This is a genomic window from Variovorax sp. Soil_C_33 (assembly GCF_057656935.1).
The window spans coordinates 108,436-130,456 of the sequence record NZ_JBDGJK010000012.1; the positions used below are offsets into that span (position 1 = coordinate 108,436).

20 protein-coding genes are annotated in these 22,021 nt (G+C 65.8%); 7 read left to right on the forward strand and 13 right to left on the reverse strand.

Annotated elements, in window-relative coordinates:
* Positions 1–94: 94 nt before the first annotated feature.
* Together AC3A6B_RS19295 and AC3A6B_RS19300 are read right to left on the reverse strand one after the other, a co-directional pair.
* Positions 95–1,099: a ParB/RepB/Spo0J family partition protein gene (locus AC3A6B_RS19295; RefSeq protein WP_487838275.1), complete on the reverse strand. Its 1,005-nt coding sequence runs from the start codon at positions 1,097–1,099 to the stop codon at positions 95–97.
* Positions 1,100–1,145: 46 nt separating this feature from the next.
* On the reverse strand, positions 1,146–2,342 hold the full coding sequence (locus tag AC3A6B_RS19300) for a ParA family protein (protein ID WP_487838276.1): 1,197 nt from the start codon (positions 2,340–2,342) through the stop codon (positions 1,146–1,148).
* A gap of 622 nt (positions 2,343–2,964) precedes the next feature.
* Between AC3A6B_RS19300 and AC3A6B_RS19305 the strand changes: the two genes are divergently transcribed.
* Positions 2,965–4,317, forward strand: coding sequence for a hypothetical protein (locus tag AC3A6B_RS19305; RefSeq protein WP_487838277.1), 1,353 nt, complete (start codon positions 2,965–2,967; stop codon positions 4,315–4,317).
* A gap of 145 nt (positions 4,318–4,462) precedes the next feature.
* Here the strand turns inward: AC3A6B_RS19305 and AC3A6B_RS19310 are convergent, their stop codons facing one another.
* From AC3A6B_RS19310 to AC3A6B_RS19340, 7 genes are all read right to left on the reverse strand, one after another.
* Positions 4,463–4,885 carry a secondary thiamine-phosphate synthase enzyme YjbQ gene (locus AC3A6B_RS19310; protein ID WP_487838278.1) on the reverse strand — a complete coding sequence of 141 codons (423 nt, stop codon included), beginning with the start codon at positions 4,883–4,885 and terminating at the stop codon, positions 4,463–4,465.
* A gap of 549 nt (positions 4,886–5,434) precedes the next feature.
* On the reverse strand, positions 5,435–5,659 hold the full coding sequence (locus AC3A6B_RS19315) for a hypothetical protein (RefSeq protein WP_487838279.1): 225 nt from the start codon (positions 5,657–5,659) through the stop codon (positions 5,435–5,437).
* A gap of 763 nt (positions 5,660–6,422) precedes the next feature.
* Positions 6,423–7,016 (reverse strand): hypothetical protein, encoded by a 594-nt coding sequence (locus AC3A6B_RS19320; protein ID WP_487838280.1) that lies wholly within the window; start codon positions 7,014–7,016, stop codon positions 6,423–6,425.
* 543 nt (positions 7,017–7,559) lie between these two features.
* Positions 7,560–8,423, reverse strand: a complete 864-nt coding sequence (locus AC3A6B_RS19325) for a uracil-DNA glycosylase family protein (protein ID WP_487838281.1) — start codon at positions 8,421–8,423, stop codon at positions 7,560–7,562.
* A 13-nt stretch (positions 8,424–8,436) separates the two neighbouring features.
* Positions 8,437–10,092, reverse strand: a complete 1,656-nt coding sequence (locus AC3A6B_RS19330; protein WP_487838282.1) for an amidohydrolase family protein — start codon at positions 10,090–10,092, stop codon at positions 8,437–8,439.
* A gap of 3 nt (positions 10,093–10,095) precedes the next feature.
* Positions 10,096–11,325 (reverse strand): hypothetical protein, encoded by a 1,230-nt coding sequence (locus tag AC3A6B_RS19335; protein WP_487838283.1) that lies wholly within the window; start codon positions 11,323–11,325, stop codon positions 10,096–10,098.
* 31 nt (positions 11,326–11,356) lie between these two features.
* Positions 11,357–13,402 carry a S41 family peptidase gene (locus AC3A6B_RS19340; protein ID WP_487838284.1) on the reverse strand — a complete coding sequence of 682 codons (2,046 nt, stop codon included), beginning with the start codon at positions 13,400–13,402 and terminating at the stop codon, positions 11,357–11,359.
* A gap of 666 nt (positions 13,403–14,068) precedes the next feature.
* On the opposite strand from AC3A6B_RS19340, the gene AC3A6B_RS19345 reads away from it, so the two are divergent.
* Together AC3A6B_RS19345 and AC3A6B_RS19350 are read left to right on the forward strand one after the other, a co-directional pair.
* On the forward strand, positions 14,069–14,452 hold the full coding sequence (locus AC3A6B_RS19345; protein WP_487838285.1) for a hypothetical protein: 384 nt from the start codon (positions 14,069–14,071) through the stop codon (positions 14,450–14,452).
* Between the two features lie 298 nt (positions 14,453–14,750).
* Entirely contained in the window at positions 14,751–15,203 is a 453-nt protein-coding gene (locus AC3A6B_RS19350; protein WP_487838286.1) for a pyridoxamine 5'-phosphate oxidase family protein, read from the forward strand.
* A gap of 5 nt (positions 15,204–15,208) precedes the next feature.
* Here AC3A6B_RS19350 and AC3A6B_RS19355 read toward each other — a convergent pair whose 3' ends face one another.
* Both AC3A6B_RS19355 and AC3A6B_RS19360 read right to left on the reverse strand, forming a co-directional pair.
* Complete coding sequence (locus AC3A6B_RS19355) at positions 15,209–15,697, reverse strand: HugZ family pyridoxamine 5'-phosphate oxidase (RefSeq protein WP_487838287.1); 489 nt, start codon at positions 15,695–15,697, stop codon at positions 15,209–15,211.
* A 106-nt stretch (positions 15,698–15,803) separates the two neighbouring features.
* Positions 15,804–15,992, reverse strand: a complete 189-nt coding sequence (locus AC3A6B_RS19360) for a hypothetical protein (RefSeq protein WP_487838288.1) — start codon at positions 15,990–15,992, stop codon at positions 15,804–15,806.
* A gap of 624 nt (positions 15,993–16,616) precedes the next feature.
* On the opposite strand from AC3A6B_RS19360, the gene AC3A6B_RS19365 reads away from it, so the two are divergent.
* The gene (locus tag AC3A6B_RS19365) at positions 16,617–17,579 is read left to right on the forward strand and encodes an ArdC family protein (RefSeq protein ID WP_487838289.1); all 963 of its coding nucleotides are present in this window, start codon (positions 16,617–16,619) and stop codon (positions 17,577–17,579) included.
* Between the two features lie 345 nt (positions 17,580–17,924).
* Here AC3A6B_RS19365 and AC3A6B_RS19370 read toward each other — a convergent pair whose 3' ends face one another.
* Both AC3A6B_RS19370 and AC3A6B_RS19375 read right to left on the reverse strand, forming a co-directional pair.
* Complete coding sequence (locus tag AC3A6B_RS19370; RefSeq protein ID WP_487838290.1) at positions 17,925–18,134, reverse strand: hypothetical protein; 210 nt, start codon at positions 18,132–18,134, stop codon at positions 17,925–17,927.
* 100 nt (positions 18,135–18,234) lie between these two features.
* Complete coding sequence (locus tag AC3A6B_RS19375) at positions 18,235–18,453, reverse strand: hypothetical protein (protein ID WP_487838291.1); 219 nt, start codon at positions 18,451–18,453, stop codon at positions 18,235–18,237.
* Between the two features lie 552 nt (positions 18,454–19,005).
* On the opposite strand from AC3A6B_RS19375, the gene AC3A6B_RS19380 reads away from it, so the two are divergent.
* The 3 genes from AC3A6B_RS19380 to AC3A6B_RS19390 all read left to right on the forward strand — a co-directional run bounded on the left by AC3A6B_RS19380 (position 19,006) and on the right by AC3A6B_RS19390 (position 21,981).
* Positions 19,006–19,584 carry a hypothetical protein gene (locus AC3A6B_RS19380; RefSeq protein WP_487838292.1) on the forward strand — a complete coding sequence of 193 codons (579 nt, stop codon included), beginning with the start codon at positions 19,006–19,008 and terminating at the stop codon, positions 19,582–19,584.
* A gap of 55 nt (positions 19,585–19,639) precedes the next feature.
* Complete coding sequence (locus tag AC3A6B_RS19385; protein WP_487838293.1) at positions 19,640–20,650, forward strand: relaxase/mobilization nuclease domain-containing protein; 1,011 nt, start codon at positions 19,640–19,642, stop codon at positions 20,648–20,650.
* A gap of 227 nt (positions 20,651–20,877) precedes the next feature.
* A complete protein-coding gene (locus tag AC3A6B_RS19390) occupies positions 20,878–21,981 on the forward strand; it encodes a PDDEXK nuclease domain-containing protein (RefSeq protein WP_487838294.1) in 1,104 nt (367 codons plus the stop codon).
* Positions 21,982–22,021: the final 40 nt, after the last annotated feature.

The window sequence follows — 22,021 nt, forward strand, 5'->3', positions numbered from 1 at the left end:
GGGTGTAGTACGGTACTACACCCTTCCGACTCGGGAGATTCGAGCAAACAAAAAAGGCGCCCCAGGCGCCTTTTGCTTGTCCGCGGCTTCGCTCTCATCCTTCCGCGACAAATTGCTTGAGCAAACGGGCGAGCTCCAGCTGACGCGCCGCGGTCAAGCCGACATGGATGCGGATGGAGGGTTTGGCTTGCCCGTCGACCTTCATCGTCGCGATCGTCGTGCCCGCCTTCTCGAAGGTCTGGATCGACGGATGGGACGGGGCGCGCATGGCCGCCGCCTGCGGCGAGGTCAGCCGGGCGAAGATCTCCTTTGCACTCAGGGTGCCGCGGTCCGCCGCGATCTCGGCCGCCCGGGCTTCCAGTCCCACGGGGTCGCTCTCCAACGCGGCCTTGAACGCCGTCGACCAGCGAAACTGCAAATCCAGCGGTGACGCGAAGGCCTGCAGCACCGTTTGCGGCAGCCGCGCCAGCACCAACGCCTTCGAGAGATTGGTCGGATCCACGCCGATCGCGGTGGCCATCTGACGCAGGGAAGGATAGAGGCCGCGGTCCAGCGCACGCGCGTACATCACGCCCTGCTCCCACGCCGACAGATCGGCACGCTCGCGATTCTCGCGCTCCATCTCCTCGAACAGCGCGCGATCGTCCAGGTTGTCCACGAACGCCAGAACCTGCAAGCCCAGTTGCAGGCACGCCTCGTGGCGGCGATGACCGAACACGATCTCGTACTTCGGCCCTTCGCCAGGGCTCGCGATCGGTCGCACCTTGATGGGCTGGATGTTGCCTCCGGCTTCCTTGATCTCGCGCTTGAGATCCTCGAAGCCCTCGAGTCGGAAACTCGACTCGTGGCGGTTGGCGTAGTCGCTGCGCTTGATCTCGCGTGGATCGAGCAGCCGCGTCGCCTTGGCACCGTCCCAGGTCTGGAGCTCGGTCACAGCGTCGTTCAGCCGCCCCTCGAGTTCCGCCGCGCGCGCGGCCTGCCCACGCAGCAGGTCGTTCTCGCGCAGGAGCTCGGAGCGCTGGTCGTTGGCCAGCGCCATCATGGCGCCAGGCGCCGTCTTCGGCTTGGTGACGTCGGGCGTCGGCGCCGCCACCGGCATCAGCGATGCGAAGTCGATCTTGGAGGCCTTGTCTTTCAGTCCCATGTCAAACCACCGTTTCCAGAACCTGCCGCTGCGCCACCTGATGCGCCCACACCGCCTCGATCTGCTGCTCGATCAGCTCGCACATCCGATCGTAGGCAACCCGCGCCCGGGAAAACGTCTTGGAGTTCACCGAGCCGCGCGGCAGGTCATAGACGGTTCCGAACTCCGCGCTCGCGGTGGCCGCCACCGCGGTCTTCGGAATCTCGATCGGCAGCACCTTGTCGCCGTAGCCCTCCAGCACCCACTGGCGCACCACGGAGCTGGCCGTGTCCGAGGCCTCGACCCGCGACAACAGCACATCGATGAATTCGAAGCTCTTGTCCTGGCCGCGGCTTCGAACCAGCTGATTGCACAGGTCTGAGAACAGGTCCCAGAACTGGGCCGAGCTCGCGAAGTCGAGCGCGGAAGGCGGCAAGGGCATGATGACGCCGTCGGCCGCCATCAGCGCATTGATCGTCACGTAGCTCAGGGACGGCGGCGTGTCGATCACCACGACGTCGTAGGCCTCGCGCGTCAGGTCCAGGCCGCGGTCGAGCACGCGCCAAAATTCGAAGCCCGCGTCCCGCGCCTGCCGCGCCGGCAGGTGGAACTCCGCGCCATAAAGAAGCGGCGCCGCGCAGACCAGGTCGATGTTCGGCCAGTAGGTCGGGCGGATCGCATACTGCAGGTTGTCCTGCTCGCCGGTGAAGAGCGACATCGCCGTGTGCTCGGTCTCGACCTCGGCGTCCGGGAGCACCCCGAACAAGGTAGTCGCGGAGCCTTGCGGATCCAGGTCCAGCAGCAGCACCTTGTGCCCGCGCATCGACAGCCCCTGGGCGAGCGTGACCGCCGAGGTGGTCTTCGCCACGCCGCCCTTGAAATTGGCGACAGTGATGGTGATGCCCGCGGCGCCTTCCGGGCGCAGATGGTCGGCGCGCAGCTCGCGGGCCCAGACCTGCGCCTCCGCCATCGTCCATTCACGACTGTTGCCATGGATCTCGCCACTGGGGAGGTCGCCGCGCGTGAGCCGGTAGGCTATCTTCGACTTGTCGACCCCGCACAGCTCGGCCAACTGCACGGCCTTGAGGGTCGGCGCCGTCTTGATGGCGGTCGGCGCCAGCATCGCCGCCCGAATACGCCCCATCATGCCCGCGACCTTGTGCGCCTGGTGCTCGATGTCCTCGAGGTTCTGGCGCCGGATAGTTTGCTTGATGTCCACGAAGTCTGCCCCGGAAGTTAAAGAGTGCTGCGATTATGCCCATCACCTTCGCAAAAACGAAGAATCTTCAGCAATCGTTCGGCACGCGCGCCGCTCTATGGGGCCTTCCTGTTTTTCTCCTTTTTCACCCTCTCCGAGATTAAAAAGTATTCAATACCTTAAAGAGATTAAGCCATCCGCAAACTCATTTTTCTCTTTTAAAATCAACGAGTTACGGCCGTCTATTCGCGTTTTGCGTCCAAGTTCCCATCGCTTGCGTCCAGCTTCTAATCGCATCCGTCCAGGTTCTGATCGCCAAATGTCCAGCCGGTGTCGCGATGCCGCGCAGCTTATCCACAGCTGTGTAGAACGCCCAGAATGTGCCCGTTTTCCGTCACAAGAGGGCATCGTCCAGGTTTTAATCGCCTGATTCAGCCCCGTCAGAAGGTGCTTCGAGGCGAACTGTCCGGGTTCTGATCGGGTCGGCTGAAGCGCTGGAAGCCATGAAGTTGGCTAAGTGTCCACCTTTTAATCGGGGCCTCGCGCGATTGTCGATCCTGCGCGCAGCGCGCTGAGAGAGGCGCCCGCTGGACGGATGGTTCTGCTTGTGTCCAATCGGAGTTGGACATACGATCAGGTCCTCATGAACAGTCAGAAGAACGTCGCGGCGCCAGATGCCGACGAAGCGCTTGAGTTGCGCAAGCCGCACGAGATGATCGTGATGATGCCGCGCTCGGCGCGCGTGACGCTGACTGGCCGCCGCATCTACACGGCACTGCTGCAGATCTCCCAGACGCGGCTCGTGGCCATGCCGGCCATGCCCTCGGCCGACTTCATGTTCGAGGCACCCCTGGCGGCGGTGCTGCGCACCACCGGCTCCAGCGGCAGCGAGCGCACCGCGGCGAAGCGCTATCTGCTGGAGATGCGCAGCCTCGAGGTCGACTGGGAGTCGACAGCGCCCGGGGACGGCGTGAAGTGGCGCGGTTTCTCCATGCTCTCGGAAGTCGCGCTCGAAGTGCGCCGCGGCGAGAACTGGGTCAGCTGGTCGTATCCGCCCACCATCATGTCGGCCCTGCGCGAGCCGCAGCGCTGGGCCACCATCGACCTGGAGGTTCTGGGCAAGCTCGGCTCCTATACGGCCGTTGCGCTCTACGAGATCTGCATTCGCTATCGGGACAATCCGAGCGGCGTCACCAGTCGCAAGCCCGTGGCGTGGTGGGTCGACGCATTGAGCAACGGGCCAGGCCCGGAGCGGCGCGAGTGGCGCAAGTTCAAGAACGAGCGCGTGAAGGATGCGGTGGCCGAGATCAACAGCGACACGGACCTCGAGATCGAGCTCATCGAACACAAGCAGGGCAGGCTCATCCACGAGGTCCAGTTCGCCGTGCGGAAGAAGCGCCAGGCGTCGCTGCCGCGGCCCGCCTCGACGCAGCCCGTGGATGCCAACCTGATCCTGCGGGCCGAAACACTTGGCATCCGGGAGATCAAGCTCGAGGGCCTGATCAAGGAGTTCGGCGACGACCGTGTCCGCGATCAGATCGCCGTGCTGGAACGACGCGCCGGCAACAAGAGCCTGCGCGCCGTCGACAACGCCTTCTCCTACCTGCGCTCGCTGCTGCGCAACGAGGCGGAGCCCGATGCACCGTCGGGGCCGGTCGCCGCCGCCCCTTCGCTGCGCGCGGCCCCGCCGGCGCCTCCCTCGCCCGCGCAGCCCGCAGCCTCCGACGGTTCGACCTGGTTGCGCGAGCAGATCGAGGCCATGAAGAAAGAGGTCGCCGCACTCGAGCCGGCGCAGCTCAACCGCTGGGTCAATCGGGCCCTGCAGGATCTGGCGCGCAAGGGCGCACTGAATGCGGTCATCAGTCGCAGGGCTGCGCAGGGAGACGTCCTTCACGGCCTCCTCGGATCGGCGGTGGTCTACGCCTACGCCGATGCGACCTACGGCCCGGACTGGAAGGTCGATCGGCAGCTGTTCGACGCACCGGCCGGCAAATAGGCTCAGTCCACCTCGGCTCAGCCGCCTGACGTCAGGGCAGGGCGGTTTAGGTGTGTGCGCTCACTCACGGATGAATGCCCGTAAGAGAAGAGTGCATGATCCCAGGTGTCGCGTCCCGCGGCGCGCGCAGCCCTTGACGCCTGAGCTAGTCGCCGATGAGGTGGAGCACGATTTCGCGCCGATGGGGCCGCAGGCGGTGCTCCCACAGATAGATCCCTTGCCACGTGCCAAGCGCCAGTCGGCCACCCTGGACAGGCAGGCTGAGCTGGACCGCGGTGAGTGCCGAACGAATGTGCGCCGGCATGTCGTCCGGCCCTTCTTCGGTGTGGCGAAAAAGAGGATCGCCGTCAGGGACCAGGCGCGCGAAAAAGCGCTCCAGGTCCGCGCGCACCTCGGGGTCTGCGTTTTCCTGCACGAGCAGGCTGGCCGAGGTGTGGCGAACGAAGAGGGTGAGCAGACCGCTCTCGATCCCGCAACCATCGACCCAGCGGACCACTTGCTGCGTGACTTCCACAAGCCCTCGGGCGGCGGTCTCGATCTTCAGCGTCGTGCTGTTCTGGCGAAGCATGCCGCAGCATAAGGCGCTGGCGCGATCGTGTGCACCACGCCGGCGTGCCGCTGCGGCACGGCGAGGGGAGGGCGCGCGTCGGCCGGCATTCGCGCCGGGCGGTCACACTGGAACTTGCCGCGCACAACAAGGCACGAACCTGGTTGCCAGCGACGACGGAACCCACAAGATGCCGGAACTCCTCATCACGTCGGCGAAGGACGACGAGACAGGTCGACCTCAAGTCCCCGCCATCGCGGTCGTGGCGCGCTGCTGCAGATGAAAAGCAAGCGTCGCATGGGTGATGGCCCAATCCCAGGGAATTCCCAGGGGAATCCCGAGGGAGTCCCGAACCTACACGGACGCCCCGATTTGCCAGGCAGTCGGTTGATGATGGTCCGAAGGGTTCGCACCCGGATTGATGTTTGGCGCGGGCAAAGGTTGAAATCCCGCTGCCCTCGCAGGCAGATCAAGCGTCCAGTGGCACCCCTCTTCCAAAGTTGGCCGGGCCGAGCAGCCTTGCCGATCGGCCTGTCGTCGGCGCCGCGCGTTGGGTGAAGTGAAAAACTTCTACTCAAGGGGCGGGTCGTCGCCCAGGGATTTCAGCTCGGCTTCGAGTTCCGCGATCTTCGCCTCGGTGAGCTTCTTGTCTCCGACCGCCTTTGAGGGCGGATGGCCGCCCTTTCTGGACTCCGGTGATGAGGCCTCGCTCGCCTTTTCAAGGCTTGCCAACTGCTCGCGCATTTCAGCAAGCTCTTTCTCGATCACAGGTGCTGGCCGCTTCGTTGCCATCATGGTCACCTTGGGGCAGTGGGCTTGCACCTTTATACGCCGGGCGATCTGCCCGCGCCACATTCGGCCGGCTCGGCTGTCCGCGCATCCCGTCCCCCGTGGGTCCTCTCGCCTGGCGTCGCGCCAGCGGGACTTTCGGCGCGTGCCCAGGCGACTCGCGCCCATAACGGGCGCCGCAGTTGTCTACTCTACGTTAGGTGGCCCATTCACGAAGGTCCAGCTTCGCTCCGCACCACCGACAGCTTGGCGCCGCGCAACACGGCCACACGGGTGAGCGACCTACAGCGCTGTGGCGTGTACTCTTAGGGTCCCCCGCGGCTGGTGAACCATATTTCAGTTCGACAGTCCGCCGGCGCTGGTAGAGGATGGTCGCGGATTCATCGCAGCCCGCCAGATCTGGTGGTTCCTCGATGCCGGCGGGCTGTCCTTTCCCCGCGGCTGGGCCCTTCGCTGTGGTTGAACAGGTTGCCGTCCACGGCATCGCTCAGCGGTAGCAGCCGACCGTCCCGGCTTCGGAACACCCCGGATTTTTTCAGCAATGGAATGGACGCCCCCGGCCGCCTTCAGCAGCGCTGTGTCAGAGTGGAAGCGTTAGCCACCGATCCGAAGTCGCTGCTGCCGGAGTTCGCGGGCGGCGCCAGCCAACAGATCACAGGGCCGCAGGTCCAGCGTCACATATCCCCGCCGGGGCGGCGGCCGCCGCTGAGCATCGGGCAGGCCTCGCGGCCGAGCCAGCCAGCCTCCCGTACGACTGCTATGGGTAAAGCTAACGGCTCGTCGTCGCACCCCCGAAGCTGTCAGCAGCCAGGGCGCCATCGCGTCCCGCAATGAATTGTTCACGGGCAACCGCTACTGGATTGCGGTGCCCATCGGTCTCCAACCTCTTCATTGCGCATTTGGCGACATCGTCGGCATCAACTCGATCATCTGCCAGCCGATGAAACTCATCAGAGAAGGCAAGCAGCCATTTCTCCTCTGGTGTAAGGGTTCGCGGGTCCCAGACGAGCTCCTGGGGAGCATCGGGGTTAGTGCTTCGTTGAGGGCCTTTTGCTGGGCTGCGGGCCTCGATAGAAGAAGACCGTATCGATGCGGCGAACTGCCACGCCTGCCTATGATCTTCATCGAACTGCGTTTCAGAAGGGGCTGATCGTTGACTGGCCGCAATGACCTCCAGATCCGCCTGTGTGATAGGCCCCGCTCCTTTTGCGCGGGACGTGAGCGCCAAGTCCAGGGAAAACGCCCAATTGGTCGGAACATGCGGGTCCTTGCTGAGCATTCGTGCGGCAAGCTTCGCCGCTTTCGGCGTCAACAGCTGCACGCTCTGGTAACAATCCTTCCATAGCTCGGCGTCGTCAGGCATGGCGTTCTCCCAGTGGCTCGGCCCCAACGACACGCCGCGTGGAGCCTACGACGTGTAGGCACCCGGCGCTACATCGCGTGGGCTTCCTCGGATTGCGCCCCCGCAGCATCTCTAGCGACGGCTCTTGCCAAGACCCCACGCGCTGGTCCTGTCCTCTTTCCTGAGTTGCTGGCTACCTCGTCACCGATGCGACCGGCACGCTCCGATTGTTCGCCTCTTAACGTCGCGCGCCGGGACAGTGCCCCGGCGTGGGGTGCGCGGGTCCTCCACACTCAATGGCGGCGCGAGTTCCAACTTCTCAGAGATGCGCTCGCGGTACTCACGGGCACTGCCGTTCGTTGCCGTAAACCCGACAACTGCGGTTTTGACAGCAATGAACAGCGATGACCACCTTCGACGACCTGCAGTTTCGCCGGCCCGCGCTCGCGAAAAGTTATCTCGTGCTGCTTGATGCCCAACCCCGTCGTTCCTGGCCATGTTTGCGTCGGTTTGTCACCCCCCGAAACTCGAGGACGCTGGCCCGAGGCTCTTGGTCCAGGCGCGCTACCAGGCGATCGGCGCCGCTCCGTAGGCGACGAGCTTCGCGTTGACCGCTTCGAACGGATTCGGCCCGTTGATGAAGCCGGGGGCCACCGGGTGCGGCAGCGCGACCTCGCCGGCCCGCGTTTCCCAGGTGCCCGCCTGGGTGGCCGCGAGCTTTACGCCTTCGTTGGCGAGCAGGTTTTGCGCAAGTTGGCCGAGGCAGAGGAAAACCACCTGTCCGCTCGTTCGCGTCGCCATCGATCGCAGCACCTGGCCGACCACCGGCCGCCAGAAGGGGATGTGGCCGCGCGTCTGCTCCGGCGCGCCGCCGGACTGGTAGCGCGTGATGGTGAGCCCGGCATTGAGGAAGAGCACGCCCTGCGTCCGCTGCAGCCTGTCGAAGAGGGCGCGCGGCGATTCGAGCGCGACGGCGGGCGTCGCGATGTGGCGAACGAAGGTGGTCCAGCTCATCTTCAGCACGGCCGGATCGTTGGTGCGCGCCGCGACCATCATGCGCAGCAGCACGCGCAGGCTGCTCGCGACCGACGCCGCAGGCAGACCCCAGGCGTTGATGTCGCCCTGCTCGAAGGAGCGACCGGTCGCGCGGCTCAGCGCGGGGTAGGGGTCCTGGCCGATCAGGACGCAGCGCACCTTCGCGGGCGTGAGGCCGTCGAAAGCGCGGAACACGTGGGCATCGGCGCGCGCGCCGGGCAGAGGCTTGTCGCGCCGCGACGGGTAGATGGGCTGCAGGTCGTCGTAGGTGAGCGCGCTGCCAACGGCAGTCGGGTTGGGGCTGGCGCCGGCGAGCACCGAGCGCCAGGCGGGCGCGAGGTCGTTGCGCCAGTTGATGGTGAAGTCGTTCAATGCGTCGCGCAGGAGGGCCATGGTGCAGCTGCGTTCACGACCAGAGGTCGCGCAGCCCCTCCTTGATCGTGTCGGGGACGTTCTTCTGCGTGTCCAGCGCGTCAAGGTAGCCGGGATCGTCGACGACGCTCAGCGCATCGATGGCGAGCGGCATGACGGTGGCCGAGAGCTTCTTCGTTTCCGCGAACACCGGCCGCATCGCCGCGGCCCGCAGCGTGCGCCCGCCGGGCACGCGCACTGGCAGGTTGGCGCGCAGTTCGACGCCGGTGTCGAGGATCTCGTCGAGCGCCAGCCGCCAGGTGTTGGCGCCGGCGCGCGCCATCGCCACAGGCGAGATCGGTTGCGGGCGCTCGGCCCTGCGCGCGAGCGCGGGCAGACCACGCAGTGCGCGGGTCAGGCGATCGCCCGCGGCGGAGAGCGTGAGGTTGCGCGTCAGCGGATCTTCGGCCGGGTGCGCGAGGAACAGCATGCGGTTGGCGCCACCGACCTTGAGCGTCTCGCCGGCAAAGCCCAGCTTGCGCATCAGCGCCGCCTCGCCGATGCGGCCGACGCCGTTGATCATCACGAGCGCGAGGTCCGACTCCTTGGCGCGGACAAGTTGTTGGTAGGGGTCGCCCGCCGCGCCCTCGACCACGACGAGATCGGCGCGCTTGCCCACCTCGATGGTGCCGACCACGCGGTCCCAGTCGAGCAACCCAGCCGCCTCGCGCGTGACCATCGCGACCAGCTCGCGCGCCGTGAAGATCCCGCCGTTGGCCTCGCTGAAAATGTGCGCGACCTTGAGCTCGTTCAGGAGGTTGCGGCTGCCCGAGGGCGCCCAGTCGCAGCCGAGCGAGATCGGCACGCCCGCCGCCTTGGCCGCGGCGATGTCGGCGGTGCCGCCGTACAGCAGCATGTTGCTGAAGGGCGACCACACCATGCTGCCGCCGTTGGCTGCGAGGATCTCGAAGTCCGGCGCCTGCAGCGCCGCCGCGTGGATGCCGCAGAGCGCGGGCGTGATCGCCCAGCTGGCGCCGCCGATCTGTAGTGACTGGAAGGCGCGGCGCGCGGTCGCGTCGGTGCCTTCGGAGAGGTGCAACAGGTAGCAGCTCTTCTCCTTCTTCAGCCGCGTGAGAAAGGTCTGCGCGTCCTTGGCCGCCACGTCGGGCACGCGCGTCGAGGCCGCGGGCAGCGATGCTTCGTCGTCGGTGGCCTCGACGTTGCGCACCACGCCGCGGAAGTAGCGCCGGATGCCCGATTGGTTCGCCAGCGTGATGCCCTGGCCCGTGGTGGTGCCGCCGATCAGCGCCTTGGCCTCGACGTAGCGGCAGATGGACGCGAGCAGCTCGGGCGTGGCCGCGAGCGTCTGCATGGGCGCGGAGATCTTGCTGTGATACTCGGCGTGGCGGCCCCACTGGCCGCGGTTGCTGAACTTCTTCGGCACCTGCCACAGCGGCAGCACGTTGTAGGGCATGTGGTTGTGCAGGTCGATGAAGCCGGGGTAGATCGTGCCGCCCGTGTCGGTCACCGCCGTGTTGCCGAAGCCCGTGGGCGCCGGCGCCTGCGCCTCCTGCACCGCGACGATGTCGCCGTTGTGCGTGTAGACGCGGCCGTTCGCAATCACCTTGGCGTTACCGTTCATCGTGACGACGCGGCCTTCGAGCACGATCCTCGGGCTGTCCGCGGGATCGATGGGTTTCCTGGTGGCCATCGTTCAGTCGTCCCTGCCCACGGGCCGGATGTTGATGCCGTGCGAGCGGTCGAGCCGCCTCGCTCCTGAGCCGATGGTGGCGCGCGCGCCGCCTTGCGGGCTCGACGACGGCCCCTCGGTCTGCGCCCAGTTCGCGATGCCGTTCTGCAGTTGCAGCGAGTAGTCGAGCGCGAGCGCGTTCGAATCGAAGGGCGTGCCCGACTTGATGTTGCGGAAGTACAGGCGCAGCGTCGCCGCGGTTGCGCCAGCCGGCGGTATCGCCGCGCGCGTCGGCCGCGAGAGGTCGGTCTGCACCTGTGCCGTCGAATGGCACGACAGGCAGGACGAGCGCGGGTTGTCCACGGGCCCGTTGAGCCGCTTCTCGAAGCCCAGGTGCTGCGGAATCTGCAGTCCAGCATTGATCTTGGTCTGCTGCAGGGCCTGGCTCGTGCCTACGCGCGTCGGATCGTTGCCCCACATCAGGCCGACCGGCACCAGCCGGTCCCACGGCGTCGCGCCCGGTGCATTCCCGTCGTAGACGAAGGTGCCGAAGACCCAGCCGGTAGTCGAGGCCGCGCGGCTATCGCGCACCGCCACGTCGACCTGCAGCAGGCGCAGCGTGGGCCGCGGGTTTGTGTTGCGGCTACGGTTGATGTCGGCCTGCCATTCCACCGAGCCTGCGAGGTACGGCACCTGACTCACCGGCGCCTCGGTGAAGATCAGCTTGACGCTGACGGCGCCCACCGGAAACTTCGCGACACTCGGGTTCGGTGCGTCGGGGTCCTTCCACACGCGCCCCAGCGTGTAGCCACCGCGCGGGTTGTAGACGCTGACGGCCCAGTTCTCGAAGGTGCCCGTCTGGGTCGGGGCCAGTTCGCCGGGTCGCGAACTGCGCTCACGCGTGAGCCCCCGCACGAACTCGCGGCCGGCCGCGCCGATGTGCATCCACGGAGCGTGGTACCAGCCGCGCGTCGTGTTGTCCTGCACGACGAAGTCGACTTGCTTGTTGCCCTCCAGCGCGTAGTCGAGCACCGCCTTGATGTATTCGTTGGGCTGGGTGCGGAAGTCGAAGCTCATCCACGGGCGCGAGCCGACGGCGGGCAGCGTCTGCGGGTAGTCCTGCTTCAGCTTGAAGACCGGCCCGGCCCAGCCCGCTGGCGGCGTGTCGCGGGCGTCGGGAAACTGGGCCGACGCTGTCGCGCAGCAGAACGACGAGACCGCGACGAGTGCGGCCCAGGAGATGCGGAATGTCATGAGCGTGCTCCTTGTTGTCGTGTGAGTCGTGTCAGCGGCGGGCGTCCACGCGCCGCTTCTGCAGCAGTTCCTCGCCGCCGAAGCCGAACAGTTCGACCACCTTGGTGCCGGCCGGGTACGGCACGACCACCGGCGCTCGCGCGCGCAGGGCAAGGCTGGTGCCCGGACGACCGTCGAAGAGCAGGTCCAGCCGCGTCAGCCCGGCGTGGCGCACGGTGATCTCGCGCGCAGTCTTGCTCACCTCGACGATCAGGCTGCTTCGGCGCTGCTGCTTGAGGAGCTCGAAGCAATGGGCCAGCAGGTCCGCGTTGCCTGCAAGCAGGTCGTCGCGCGTCATCGCGTACGGCGTGCCGGCGATGCCGACGTCCTCGATCGGCAGGCCTTCCGACGGGCCCGCGCGTGTGGCGCGACGGAACGCGAAGGACATGCCGATGCCGTCCGGCAGCGTCGGCAGCTCGAAGTCGGTGCCGGCCATCAGCGGGCGCAGGTCCTCGTAGTCCCAGACGTTCGCGCCGCCGGCACCGGTGGCCTCGCCGACGCAGACGAAGGGGCCGATGGCGTTGTCCACGAAGCCGGCGCTGAACAGATCACCGGAGGAGTAGGTGGTTGAGTCAGCCACAAGAACGACCGGCCCGCCGTATTGCTGGCCGATCGCGTTGCACTCAGCGAAGCTCGTGATGGGCAGCGGCTGCGAATACAGCTCGCCATTGCGCACCGCCGCTTCGAGCGACTCCTTCCACGGCCCGAGCTCTTCTTCCATGCCCGGCAGTGCGGCGAGCGTGCGTGTGAAGGCAGTGCACAGGATCGAGAAGCGCGTCGGATGGATCGGTTTGGGCGTGAAGAGCTGCAGCGCCGATTCCGCCGCCAGGATGTAGCCGCCCGGGTTGCCGCGCACGTCGATGATGAGCCCGTTGTCCGGCAGCAGAGGGATGAGCCGCTGCAGCTCGGGGATGAAATCCTCCGGCGGGACGTCGAAGCCGTAGATGCGCAAGTAGGCGATGGCTCCCCCCGGCTGGGCCAGCGACACGGCCTTGAGCGTGCCCGTGAGCTCGGTGGCAACCACCTTGGCGGCCGGCGCCTTGCGACCGGACGACGACTTCGGCGCCGGCTGTGCACTGGCCTGCTCGCCGGTCAGCGCACCGGGCGCGAAGAGCAGCATCTTGGCGCGGCGCGCGATCGCTGCCGCCGGATCGACCGCGCGCGTGCGACGCAGGCGCGCGGCCGCACGGCCGGTAGGGTCGCCCGGCAGCATCTCGTCGATCTCGCCCGGGTCGACGACGCGCCAGGGAATCTTGATCTCCCGGGGCGAACCCGTCGGAGTGCCGTCGGCCGCGGTGCCGCGGTAGCCGACCACGACCCAGTATTCGTCCGGTGGCGGGCCGTACTGCAGCGAGCGCAGCGTCAGGCTCTGGACCGACCACGCGCGTTGGCTGTCGGTCCGTCCGCCGACCTCCTCGTCAGCGTGCCTGCGCACGGCCTTGTCGATCGGCACGCCGTTCCAGAACTCCAGCACCACGCCTGGCCTGAAGGCCGCGTCCAGGCCGGCGGCGACGCGGGTGACGACGTAGGTCGGCGAGGCGGCAGGGCCGAACATCTCGACCAGGAAGGGCAGGGCCGCAACCTTGGTCGACAGGCTCGCCGGGCCGGCGTAGCGCGTGTGCGCATCGCGCAGCCGCGTCACCACGCCCGCCAGCTCGATGTGGAATTCGTCACTCGACAACCGGTCGATCTGCGTGCGCAGGATACGCAGCCGCTGCACCGGGTCGACGCCGTAGCGCGCGCGCTTGAGCGGCAGGTGCGCGAACACACCTTCGATGACGCGCTCGACACCGTCGACGAGCCTCAACCGCTCGGCCTTCGTCAAAGAGGACGGTGAGAGAAACGGCCCGGTGAACGCGCCGGCAGCGCCCCCTGAAGGCGCTCGCCCGGCCCGTGTGGGCGCCGGCCCGCCGACAGCACCCGCCGCCTTTGCGGCGCGCGCAACGCGTTTGCCGCTTGCAGGCGCGATGGGCGCAGAGTCGACGATCTCGGCGAGCGCGATGCCCCGCTGCGCAGCAGCCAGCCGGTCTCGGACCATGATCACTCCTCCAGTTCGCAGGTTGGCGATTTGCGCCGAGGGACGCCCACGCCACCTCAAGCTCCCCGACGCGCATCGTGACGTGCCGCGGACCGTGGCGCATCAGACAAAGGGGGTATGTCCGAAGCACAATCGCCCAACTGCAGCCGGCTGCATAGCTTCGCGATGAAGAAGCAAGCCAGTGGAGGAATGCGTGACGGGGGGTCGCTCGGCACGCGGTCCGCAGACAAGGTGATGCCTCCCAAGAATTCCGAAGGGCTGCGCTGAAGGCACGGAATGCGTGACTCCCAGTGAGGGCGAAGATGCGCGCCGCACACTTCCCGAACTCGCGCGGCTGCCACGCAGCGCACCGCACTCATGAACCGTATCGACTCGTTGCTGATGCTGCACCACCTGCAACCGAGCGTGGCCATCCCGCGAGAGCAACGGGGCAGGTTGGTGGTGGCACCGTGCCCCACCCTCTGATCACGATCCATCACCCATGCCACGTCACTGGAAAACCGCGCATCGACATATTGACCGACAACGCTTGACATGCTGCACCGACAATGCACCTGCCGACCACGCGGGGTCCGGTCGAAGCCGTGGCGAGGACGGCGGCCAGAAGCCTGACCCTTCATTGCGTATGATCTCAGGCACTTCTGCGCCTGCGTACTGGCCGAACAAATGAAGCTGGATCCGTTCATCCGCGTCGATGAAGTACCGTTCTCGGCCACGAGAGAAGAGATCGTGAAGATGCGGGGCAATCCCGCGAGAACGCACCGAAACCTGGTCGGCCTCAATGAACTCGACTACGAAGCGGTCGTCTTTCGTTTCCAGGACTGCGGCAGGCTGGAAGAGATCACCATGCAAGCTCCTGTGGTCCATATCGGCAATCTGTCCGTGCCATTCGCTGCGCTTGCATCCTTCGTCCGAACCAACGATCCGTCGGCGTTCGGGAAGGCAGGCTTTCTCATTTCCCCCAAGTTCGGGTTTGCCTTCGATGCAGACGAGCCATACTGGGTCACCGCGCTTGCCGCGCACTGCCTCGACGCGTGGCGCGCCATATGAAGGCGGTGGCGGTCTGAGCGCGGTATCGCACCGCCCGGCTTGAAGCCTTTCGGACCGTCCGGGGTGCGGCGGTAGCCGCCTACCGGAGCGAATACTGCAGACTACTTCAGCAGCCGGCGGCCAGAAGCAACCAGTCTCGACGGCGCCCAGAGTCGACTGGAGAGGTCGCCAATCACGCTCTCCCGGCCAAGGCGCGCATTCGATCCGATGCGGTCAGCCCTTGATCAAGGTCAAGGTCGAGCCGCCGAACACGCCCAGAATGAGACCGGCCCTTTTATGACGATTGTGGAGGAGCTTCATGGACGACGAGATCAGACGCAAGATCCTGGCGCTGCTGGATCAACATCGAATCATGACGGTCGCGACGCTGCGCCCGGATGGCTGGCCGCAGGCAACGACTGTCGGCTACGTGAACGAAGGCCTGACCCTGTACTTTCTCTGCGGACTGGACAGCCAGAAGGCGAAAAACCTGGCGCGAGATGATCGGCTCTCGCTGACGATCGACCACGACACGTCGGATCTGATGGCGATCACCGGCCTGTCGATGGGTGCACGTGCGCATGCGGTGGATGATCGGGCCGAAGCGGAGAAAGTCTTGCGCCTGCTACCTCTGAAATACCCCGAGGCGGGGCCGCTGCCGATGAAGATGCCGACCCCGGACGAGGTTCGCCTGTTCCGCGTCACGCCCTCGGTCATCTCCGTGCTCGACTATTCCAAGGGCTTCGGGCATACAGAGCTCATCACCTGCTGATTGCGTCACGCCTCGGCGCGCAAGGCGTGATGAACCTCTTCCTCGCCGACGTCACGCGCCGCTGCGAACCCTGAGATCTGGCGGGCGCGGTGGACATGGATTGCGACAAACCGGAAATCACTCAGCTGCGTCATGGGCTCTGCCTCAGGAAAGCGCGCCAAGTATGCGGCTCGGCACGGCCCCCACTCCGGGCTGTGGCTCTCCAGCACATCGGCGTCGCCCGCCAGAGTCGCGCGTGGAAGCGCATGCACCGGCTCGCCAGGCAACTCCTGCTGCATGACAAGCACAGATACCTTGGGCCGGTCTCGAAGGTGACGCGTATGGGCGGCCAAGTCGCTGACATGAATGACCAGGCATCCAAGAGATGGCTCCACCGCGAACGGGGTCATGGAGACAAACGGCGCTCCGTCATCACCCACAGTGCCTAAGGCGGCCGTGCGGCGCGAATGCAATAGCATCCGCAGCTCGTCGGTCAAACTGGATTCACGAGGCATAGATCCCCCCTTAACATTCGCGGCAAGCGCAATGATTTCTGACCGAAGCTTAGCGAATCAGGTAGTGGCAAGGCGACGAGCTTGACCTGGAAGCCGCGTGGCGTGTTCAGTTCTCGTTCGCGAGAGTCGCCATCGGAAGGATGAAGGCCAGTGGGTTGGCGCTGAATGCAGTGAATCCGTAATGCTCGTAGAACGCGGCTGCAACCTCACCCTTGGCATCGACAATCAACGCGAAGACGCCCATGCCCGACTGCATTGCGCGCAGCCCCTGCATCCCACAGCAGTGCCGTTCCAAGCTGCCTCTTCTGAAACGCCACACTCACTGTAAGACGGCCAGTGCGTACCAAAGGAACGAGGGGATAGCGCGGCAGTCTCTTCGCCAAGGCTGCGCCGCCGTGGGCGGCTTCGCGAGGGCTTGCATGTGAGTGGCCGCTGGAGCGCGACCCCTTGACCCTCGTGAACGAGCTTTTCTTTCTCTAGCGTGTGCGCCTGCGCGCAGAGGCGCTACGGCCGCGGCCTGCTGGCCGCCGAGGCGCCGACGGGTCGCGGATGCGCCGTGCTGGTGGGGTGAGCCGCGGGGCATCTGCCTTCGAAGCCGCCTCTTGACCGACGCATAGCTCGCCCCGGGCCGCTGTCCAGGGCTTCGGGCAACGCCTCCGTCCTCACCCGGTCCTCTCTTCGATCGGCTGCGGCCTCCGGGCGGCCCCTGGACATCGGCCCCTGCGCTCGCTTTTCATGCGCCGAGGCGGCTCCGAAAGCAGATGTTCAACCACCGCGGCACACCCCGCAGAAAGGCTCAGCCATGCATGCAAGCTCTTCCACCCGTCAGCGCAATGCGGACAACCGAACAGCCACGGGCGTTCCCCCCGTACCCCCCGAGGGCTCACCCAAAGCAGGCGCTGATGACGACAGGAAGTCAGTGAGTGGCAGCGGCGGGCGGATGGACGTGCGGCAGATCGTCACCGACCGCATCGTGGCCATGCTCGAGAGGGGTGGCAACGTATTCCGCGAACGCTGCACAAGGGCGGCCTCGCGCGGCATGCCGCGCAATGGCAAGACCAGGGAGCCCTATCGCGGCGCCAATGTGCTGCTGCTCTGGGATGCAGCGATCGAGCACGGGTATGCGTCGAATGTCTGGCTGACCTACAGGCAGGCATCGGCCTTGGGCGCGCAGGTTCGCAAGGGCGAGCGCGCGGTGATGTGTGCGCACTTCGAACGCAAGGCACGGAGGAGCCGCGAAGGGCCGGATGCCGATGGCGCTGCGTCGATTCAGGATGGCGAGGAAGAGGGCAGCGCGGAGGGCTCGTCGCGCGGTGGCGTGATGCTGGCCAGGCCGTTCTGGGTTTTCAACATCGCGCAGATCGACGCGCTGCCCACAGACGTCGTTGAGCTCTGCGTCGATCCCGTCAAATCCCCGCAGGGGCCGGTGGAGCGTGCGTTGCGCCTCCTTGGCGGTTGCGATGCGACGATCCGGCATGGCTTCGAGCGCGCGATGTACCTGCCGCAGCTCGACGAGATCCGCCTGCCATGGCCGAGCCGCTTCACCAGCGCCGAAGCTTGCTGCGCCACCTCGCTGCACGAACTGGTGCATTGGACCGGTCATCCGAGCCGGCTGAATCGACAGTTCGGAAAACGCTTCGGCGATGCGGCCTATGCGTTCGAAGAGCTGGTGGCCGAGCTCGGCTCGGCGTTCGTCATGGGGCACTGCGGCCTGGTCGACGCCTCCATCGAGGGGCATGCGGCCTATCTGGACAGCTGGCTGCAGGTGCTGAAGAACGATCGCACGGCGATCTTCACGGCGGCGCGGCATGCCGGCGCGGCCTACGAATTCATCGTGGGGAGGGAGATGCCGCCCCTCGGCCCGGCCCCCTTGTCGCGCTAGGATTCGCCGTGCAGCACCTCATCCACATCACCGAAGAAGCCCGGGGTCGAGGAGCGAAGGGGAAGCGCCGGCCGTTGCAGGGACACGCCAGGAAACGGCGACCGCGCCGGCATGACACGTGCCCTTGCACGCATGGACACAAAGGCGCTGCAGTGCCGCGGTTCCGGCCCTCTTCGAACTGTGGGCGATTCGTCATCCCGGTTCTCCTGCAAGGGGCGAGCTGAGGATGATCCTCCTGGCCAAGGTCCGCGGATTGACGGTCACGACCCAACAGCCCTTGAAGTCGCCGACGTTTCGCGTCGCGAGCCTGGCGCCGTGGCTATCAGCCTGTGCTCGCTTGGATTTTCAGCTTGGATTCTTCTGCACCTGATTGAACTGCGCCGCGGCGTTGGGGCCGTCAACCTGGAGGCGGCAGCCGACAAGGTGCGAACCCTTCCACACCGTCCGCGCCGACCCAACGAGATGATCCATGTCGGCGATCGGCCCCGCTGCTGTCAATCCCACCACGGCAGCGTCTTCAGATCCCTGCAAGCGGTAGACCGACGTCACATCCACTCAGAGCGCGATGTGAGGATCTACATCGAAGGTCGCGACGCCGGAAGGGGGAAGCAATTTGCGTCTCGAATTCTGAGGTTTGCGATGTTCGCGACTGCCTCTACAACAACCCTTCGGGTTGGCCCACGTGCGCCAAGCGTGCTGCCCGGTCGGCAAACTGGGGGGCATTCAGATAGCGCAGAGTCCCGCGGGCTGGGGTCTCTTCAAGCTCCAGTCGCTGCACCGCCTCACGAAGTTGAAGAACATCAGCATCGTGATCTCCATATCGAGCCTGCATGCGCACAAAGAGGTGCTGCAAGCGAGCGTGATCCTTGCTCATCGATCGTCCTTATAGGATGGGAAAGTTGCTGGCGGGATTCACCTACCTCTCACGCCTGCTCGGTAGGATCGACTCTATGCGTCAACAGCTGACAGGGCGCTGACGCTTTGCGGCCCTGTCCGTGCGGCTCAATGGGGCCCAGTCGGCATGGCCGGGCAGATGGGTACCACACCGCACGATGCCGGATGTTGCCGCATTGGAAGTCCGACCTTTCGCGGCAGTTGATCGAAGCGAGCAGGACGACGAAACGGATTGAGATCACACGACGATGGTCCTTCCGAAGCCGGCAGTGATCCTGCGGTTCTTTTTATTGCCCTCGACTGTCTGTTGTTCGGCACGCCGAACGTTCGGCTCGCTGTGCGGTTCTCGCAGCAAAGTGTTCGGCATGCCAAACAATCAGGGACGACCGTGGGGTGTCGGTATTGCGGTGATCCGTAGCTCGCGCTGCGCGATGATGAGAGGGGTGTTAGGCCTGCCGAACGCTGAGTCCTTGCGCCGCTTTGAGGGCAGGATAGACTGCCGTCAGACTTTGTTAACAGCCATGGCGTTGCGATGACCAAGACCTCTCGATCGAGCGTGATTGGGACCCGGCTGTCGTCCGATACGAGATCGCGGTTTGCAGCGCTGGCCGCGCGCCATCAGCTCAGCGAGTCGGGTCTGCTCGCCAAACTGGTCGACGAAGTGCTGAAGACCGACCGCGCTTTGGCGCGCGAATCGGGCGAGCAACGGATCGCGCGCGATTCGACTGTCGACGGTGTTGCAGAGGATCGCATCACGCTGCGGCTTCGCAACGGCGATCGAACGCTGGCGGCAGAGCGGGCTGGTGCCCGTGGCATGAGGACCGGGAGTTACCTCGCCATGCTGATCCACAACCATGTTCGCGGCACGGCGGTGCTGCCGCCGAACGAGCTGGATCTGATCAAGGCGACCGGCGCGCAGCTGGCTGCGCTCGGGCGGCAGCTTCGGATGCTCGGCATGCCGAACACTTTGGCGGAGCCGGCGGCGTCGGAATTGCGCGATGCGATCGCATTGGCCCGGCGGGAGGTCGAGGCAGCACGCGAGGCAACGGCCGCCGTGGTGCGCCGGAACCTGATCAGCTGGGAGACCGGCAGCGAGGTTGGCAATGCCTAAGCAGACCGTGAGGTTGGGGCGAAGCGGACGCGGGCCGATTGGCGGCTCCCGCGACATGGCGCTGGACATCGTGAGCTACGGACGGCGTGGACCGAGCGGCACGCTGCGCTTCGGAGCCGACCAGATCGCGCAGATCCAGCGCACGGTGGGCCGCACGCCCGAGGTGATGGTGAAGGTCTCCGGCGGCGGGCGGGACGTCGGTGGCGTGGACGCGCATCTGCGCTACATCGGCCGGCACGGCAAGCTGCCGATGGAAACCGACGGGGGGCTGAGAATGCAGGGGCGAGGCGCAGCCAAGGAGATCGTGGCCGACTGGCAGCTGGACCTTTGCAGAAGCCAGTACAAGCCCAAGCCGGCCGATGCTCAGAAGGACACCCGTGCGAAGCTCGTCCACAACATCGTCCTGTCGATGCCGGCGGGGACCCCTGCGGAGAAGGTGCTGGCTGCGGCGCGCGTGTTCGCGCGCGAGAACTTCGCGCTGCAGTACCGCTACGCGATGGTGCTGCACACCGACCAGCCGCACCCGCACGTGCACCTGGTCGTCAAGTGCGAGCACGAGTTCGAGCCCGGCAAGCGCCTCTACATCCGCAAGGCCACGCTACGGCAATGGCGAGAACAGTTCGCCGCGCTGATGCGCGAACAGGGGGTGGCGGCCAATGCGACGCCGAGGCAGGTACGAGGCCAGATCCGCAAGCCGTATCGGGACGCGATTCATCATCGGCTCCGCGCACTTCGCACGTTCGCGCAGTGGCCGACCGGCGAGCGGGCCAAGCGTCGGCCGCCCAAGACCTCGACTTTCATGCGCGCCAAGCTGGACAGCGTGCTCCAGGTCCTCCGGTCGGGCCGGGGCACCTTGGATGCCGGCAAGGAGGCAATGCAGGGCACCCGGAGAGACGTGGAGGCGGACTGGCGCGCAACGGCGGATGCGCTTCGAAGGCAGGGCGAAGCGGAACTGGCCGCACGGGTGGATCGCTTCGTCGCGCGGATGCCGGCCGTGCAGACCGATGCGCAGCGGATGGCTGCGCGCTGGAAAGAGCAGGCCAGAAGCCGAGGATTGGAGCGCTAACCGGCATCAGGGAGAAATTGAGGTCATCGACAGAGGTGTCGTTCTGAGCGGAACCAGGAACCGATCGATTGCTGCGTTTGCGGGACAATTCCAAAGATGGAGCATGCCATTCACTACAACATCGTTTCTGCGCTACGTGGCCCAGATGAATTCAGTGCCGACACTCTGGCTACCGAGAGACAGGCAGAGGGCCTACGCGATGGGCTCTGGGCCGCACGCCAGCCAGCATGATTGCCCGCAAACCAGCCGGCAAATCGCAAGCTGTGTCCCCCAGGGAGGTGGGGCGCGCAAACCTGGAGGCATCGTTTGCCGAGGTGGTGAGTTTCATCGAACAGGCTCGGCAGCGCGTCTACCAGGCGGTGAACACGGAGCTTGTCGGCCTGTATTGGCAGATTGGCGAGTACATCAGCAGCAAGCTGGCCGCGGCCGAATGGGGCGAAGGGGTCGTTGAGAGCTTGGCGCAGTACCTGGCTCGGACCGTGCCCGGCGTGCGCGGGTTCTCGGCGCAAAACCTGTGGCGTATGCGGCAGCTCTACGACACCTACCGCGGGGACGAGAAACTCTCGTCACTGGTGAGAGTTTTGCCGTGGACGCACAACCTCATCATCCTGGCTCAGTCCAAGCGGCCTGAGGAACGCGAGTTCTATCTGCGCATGGCCGTGCAGCAGCGCTGGGGCAAGCGCGAGCTGGAGCGCCAGTTTCGTCTGGCGGCGTTCGAAAACGCCGTGCTGAGGCCGCCGAAACTCTCACCAGCGGTGAGAGAAATTCATGGCACAGCAGCTTCTGATGCCTTCAAGGATGCCTACGCGCTGGAGTTCCTGGATCTGCCCGCCGGCCATACCGAGGCTGACCTGCACCACGGCTTGCTGACTCAGCTTCGCACCTTCCTCATCGAGCTTGGACGTGACTTCTGCTTTGTCGGCTCGGAATTTCCGCTGCAGGTGGGCGGGCGCGATTTCGCGCTGGACCTGCTGTTCTTTCATCGAGGCCTGAACTGCCTGGTTGCCATCGAACTGAAGGTGGAGCGCTTCGAGCCCGAGCACCTGGGCAAACTGAACTTCTACCTGGAGGCACTGGACCGCGACGTTAGAAAGCGGCACGAGAATCCGGCCATCGGGCTGCTGTTGTGCGCAAGCAAGGACAGCGAGGTGGTGGAGTACGCGCTGAGCCGTACGCTTTCGCCCGCCCTGGTGGCCCAGTACCAGACGCAGTTGCCGGACAAGCGGCTGCTGGCGGCCAAGCTGCATGAGTTTTATGCGCTCAATGCGCCCGAAGCCGGCCCCTCAAGCCCGGCCCCGAAGGGGCGGAAGAAGCGAGGAAGTGCAGCGTGATGGTGCAACTCCGGCACCTCACACTCCGGACTGACAGAAG

Coding starts and splice junctions, on each gene's coding strand:
- AC3A6B_RS19325 (WP_487838281.1), bottom strand. CDS start 8,423: ATGGCCCTCCTGCGCGACGCATTGAACGACTTCACCATCAACTGGCGC.
- AC3A6B_RS19355 (WP_487838287.1), bottom strand. CDS start 15,697: ATGCCTCGTGAATCCAGTTTGACCGACGAGCTGCGGATGCTATTGCAT.
- AC3A6B_RS19390 (WP_487838294.1), top strand. CDS start 20,878: ATGATTGCCCGCAAACCAGCCGGCAAATCGCAAGCTGTGTCCCCCAGG.
- AC3A6B_RS19295 (WP_487838275.1), bottom strand. CDS start 1,099: ATGCCGGTGGCGGCGCCGACGCCCGACGTCACCAAGCCGAAGACGGCG.
- AC3A6B_RS19350 (WP_487838286.1), top strand. CDS start 14,751: ATGGACGACGAGATCAGACGCAAGATCCTGGCGCTGCTGGATCAACAT.
- AC3A6B_RS19335 (WP_487838283.1), bottom strand. CDS start 11,325: ATGACATTCCGCATCTCCTGGGCCGCACTCGTCGCGGTCTCGTCGTTC.
- AC3A6B_RS19375 (WP_487838291.1), bottom strand. CDS start 18,453: ATGAGCAAGGATCACGCTCGCTTGCAGCACCTCTTTGTGCGCATGCAG.
- AC3A6B_RS19310 (WP_487838278.1), bottom strand. CDS start 4,885: ATGCTTCGCCAGAACAGCACGACGCTGAAGATCGAGACCGCCGCCCGA.
- AC3A6B_RS19330 (WP_487838282.1), bottom strand. CDS start 10,092: ATGGCCACCAGGAAACCCATCGATCCCGCGGACAGCCCGAGGATCGTG.
- AC3A6B_RS19345 (WP_487838285.1), top strand. CDS start 14,069: ATGAAGCTGGATCCGTTCATCCGCGTCGATGAAGTACCGTTCTCGGCC.
- AC3A6B_RS19340 (WP_487838284.1), bottom strand. CDS start 13,402: ATGGTCCGAGACCGGCTGGCTGCTGCGCAGCGGGGCATCGCGCTCGCC.
- AC3A6B_RS19305 (WP_487838277.1), top strand. CDS start 2,965: ATGAACAGTCAGAAGAACGTCGCGGCGCCAGATGCCGACGAAGCGCTT.
- AC3A6B_RS19320 (WP_487838280.1), bottom strand. CDS start 7,016: ATGCCTGACGACGCCGAGCTATGGAAGGATTGTTACCAGAGCGTGCAG.
- AC3A6B_RS19385 (WP_487838293.1), top strand. CDS start 19,640: ATGGCGCTGGACATCGTGAGCTACGGACGGCGTGGACCGAGCGGCACG.
- AC3A6B_RS19315 (WP_487838279.1), bottom strand. CDS start 5,659: ATGATGGCAACGAAGCGGCCAGCACCTGTGATCGAGAAAGAGCTTGCT.
- AC3A6B_RS19380 (WP_487838292.1), top strand. CDS start 19,006: ATGACCAAGACCTCTCGATCGAGCGTGATTGGGACCCGGCTGTCGTCC.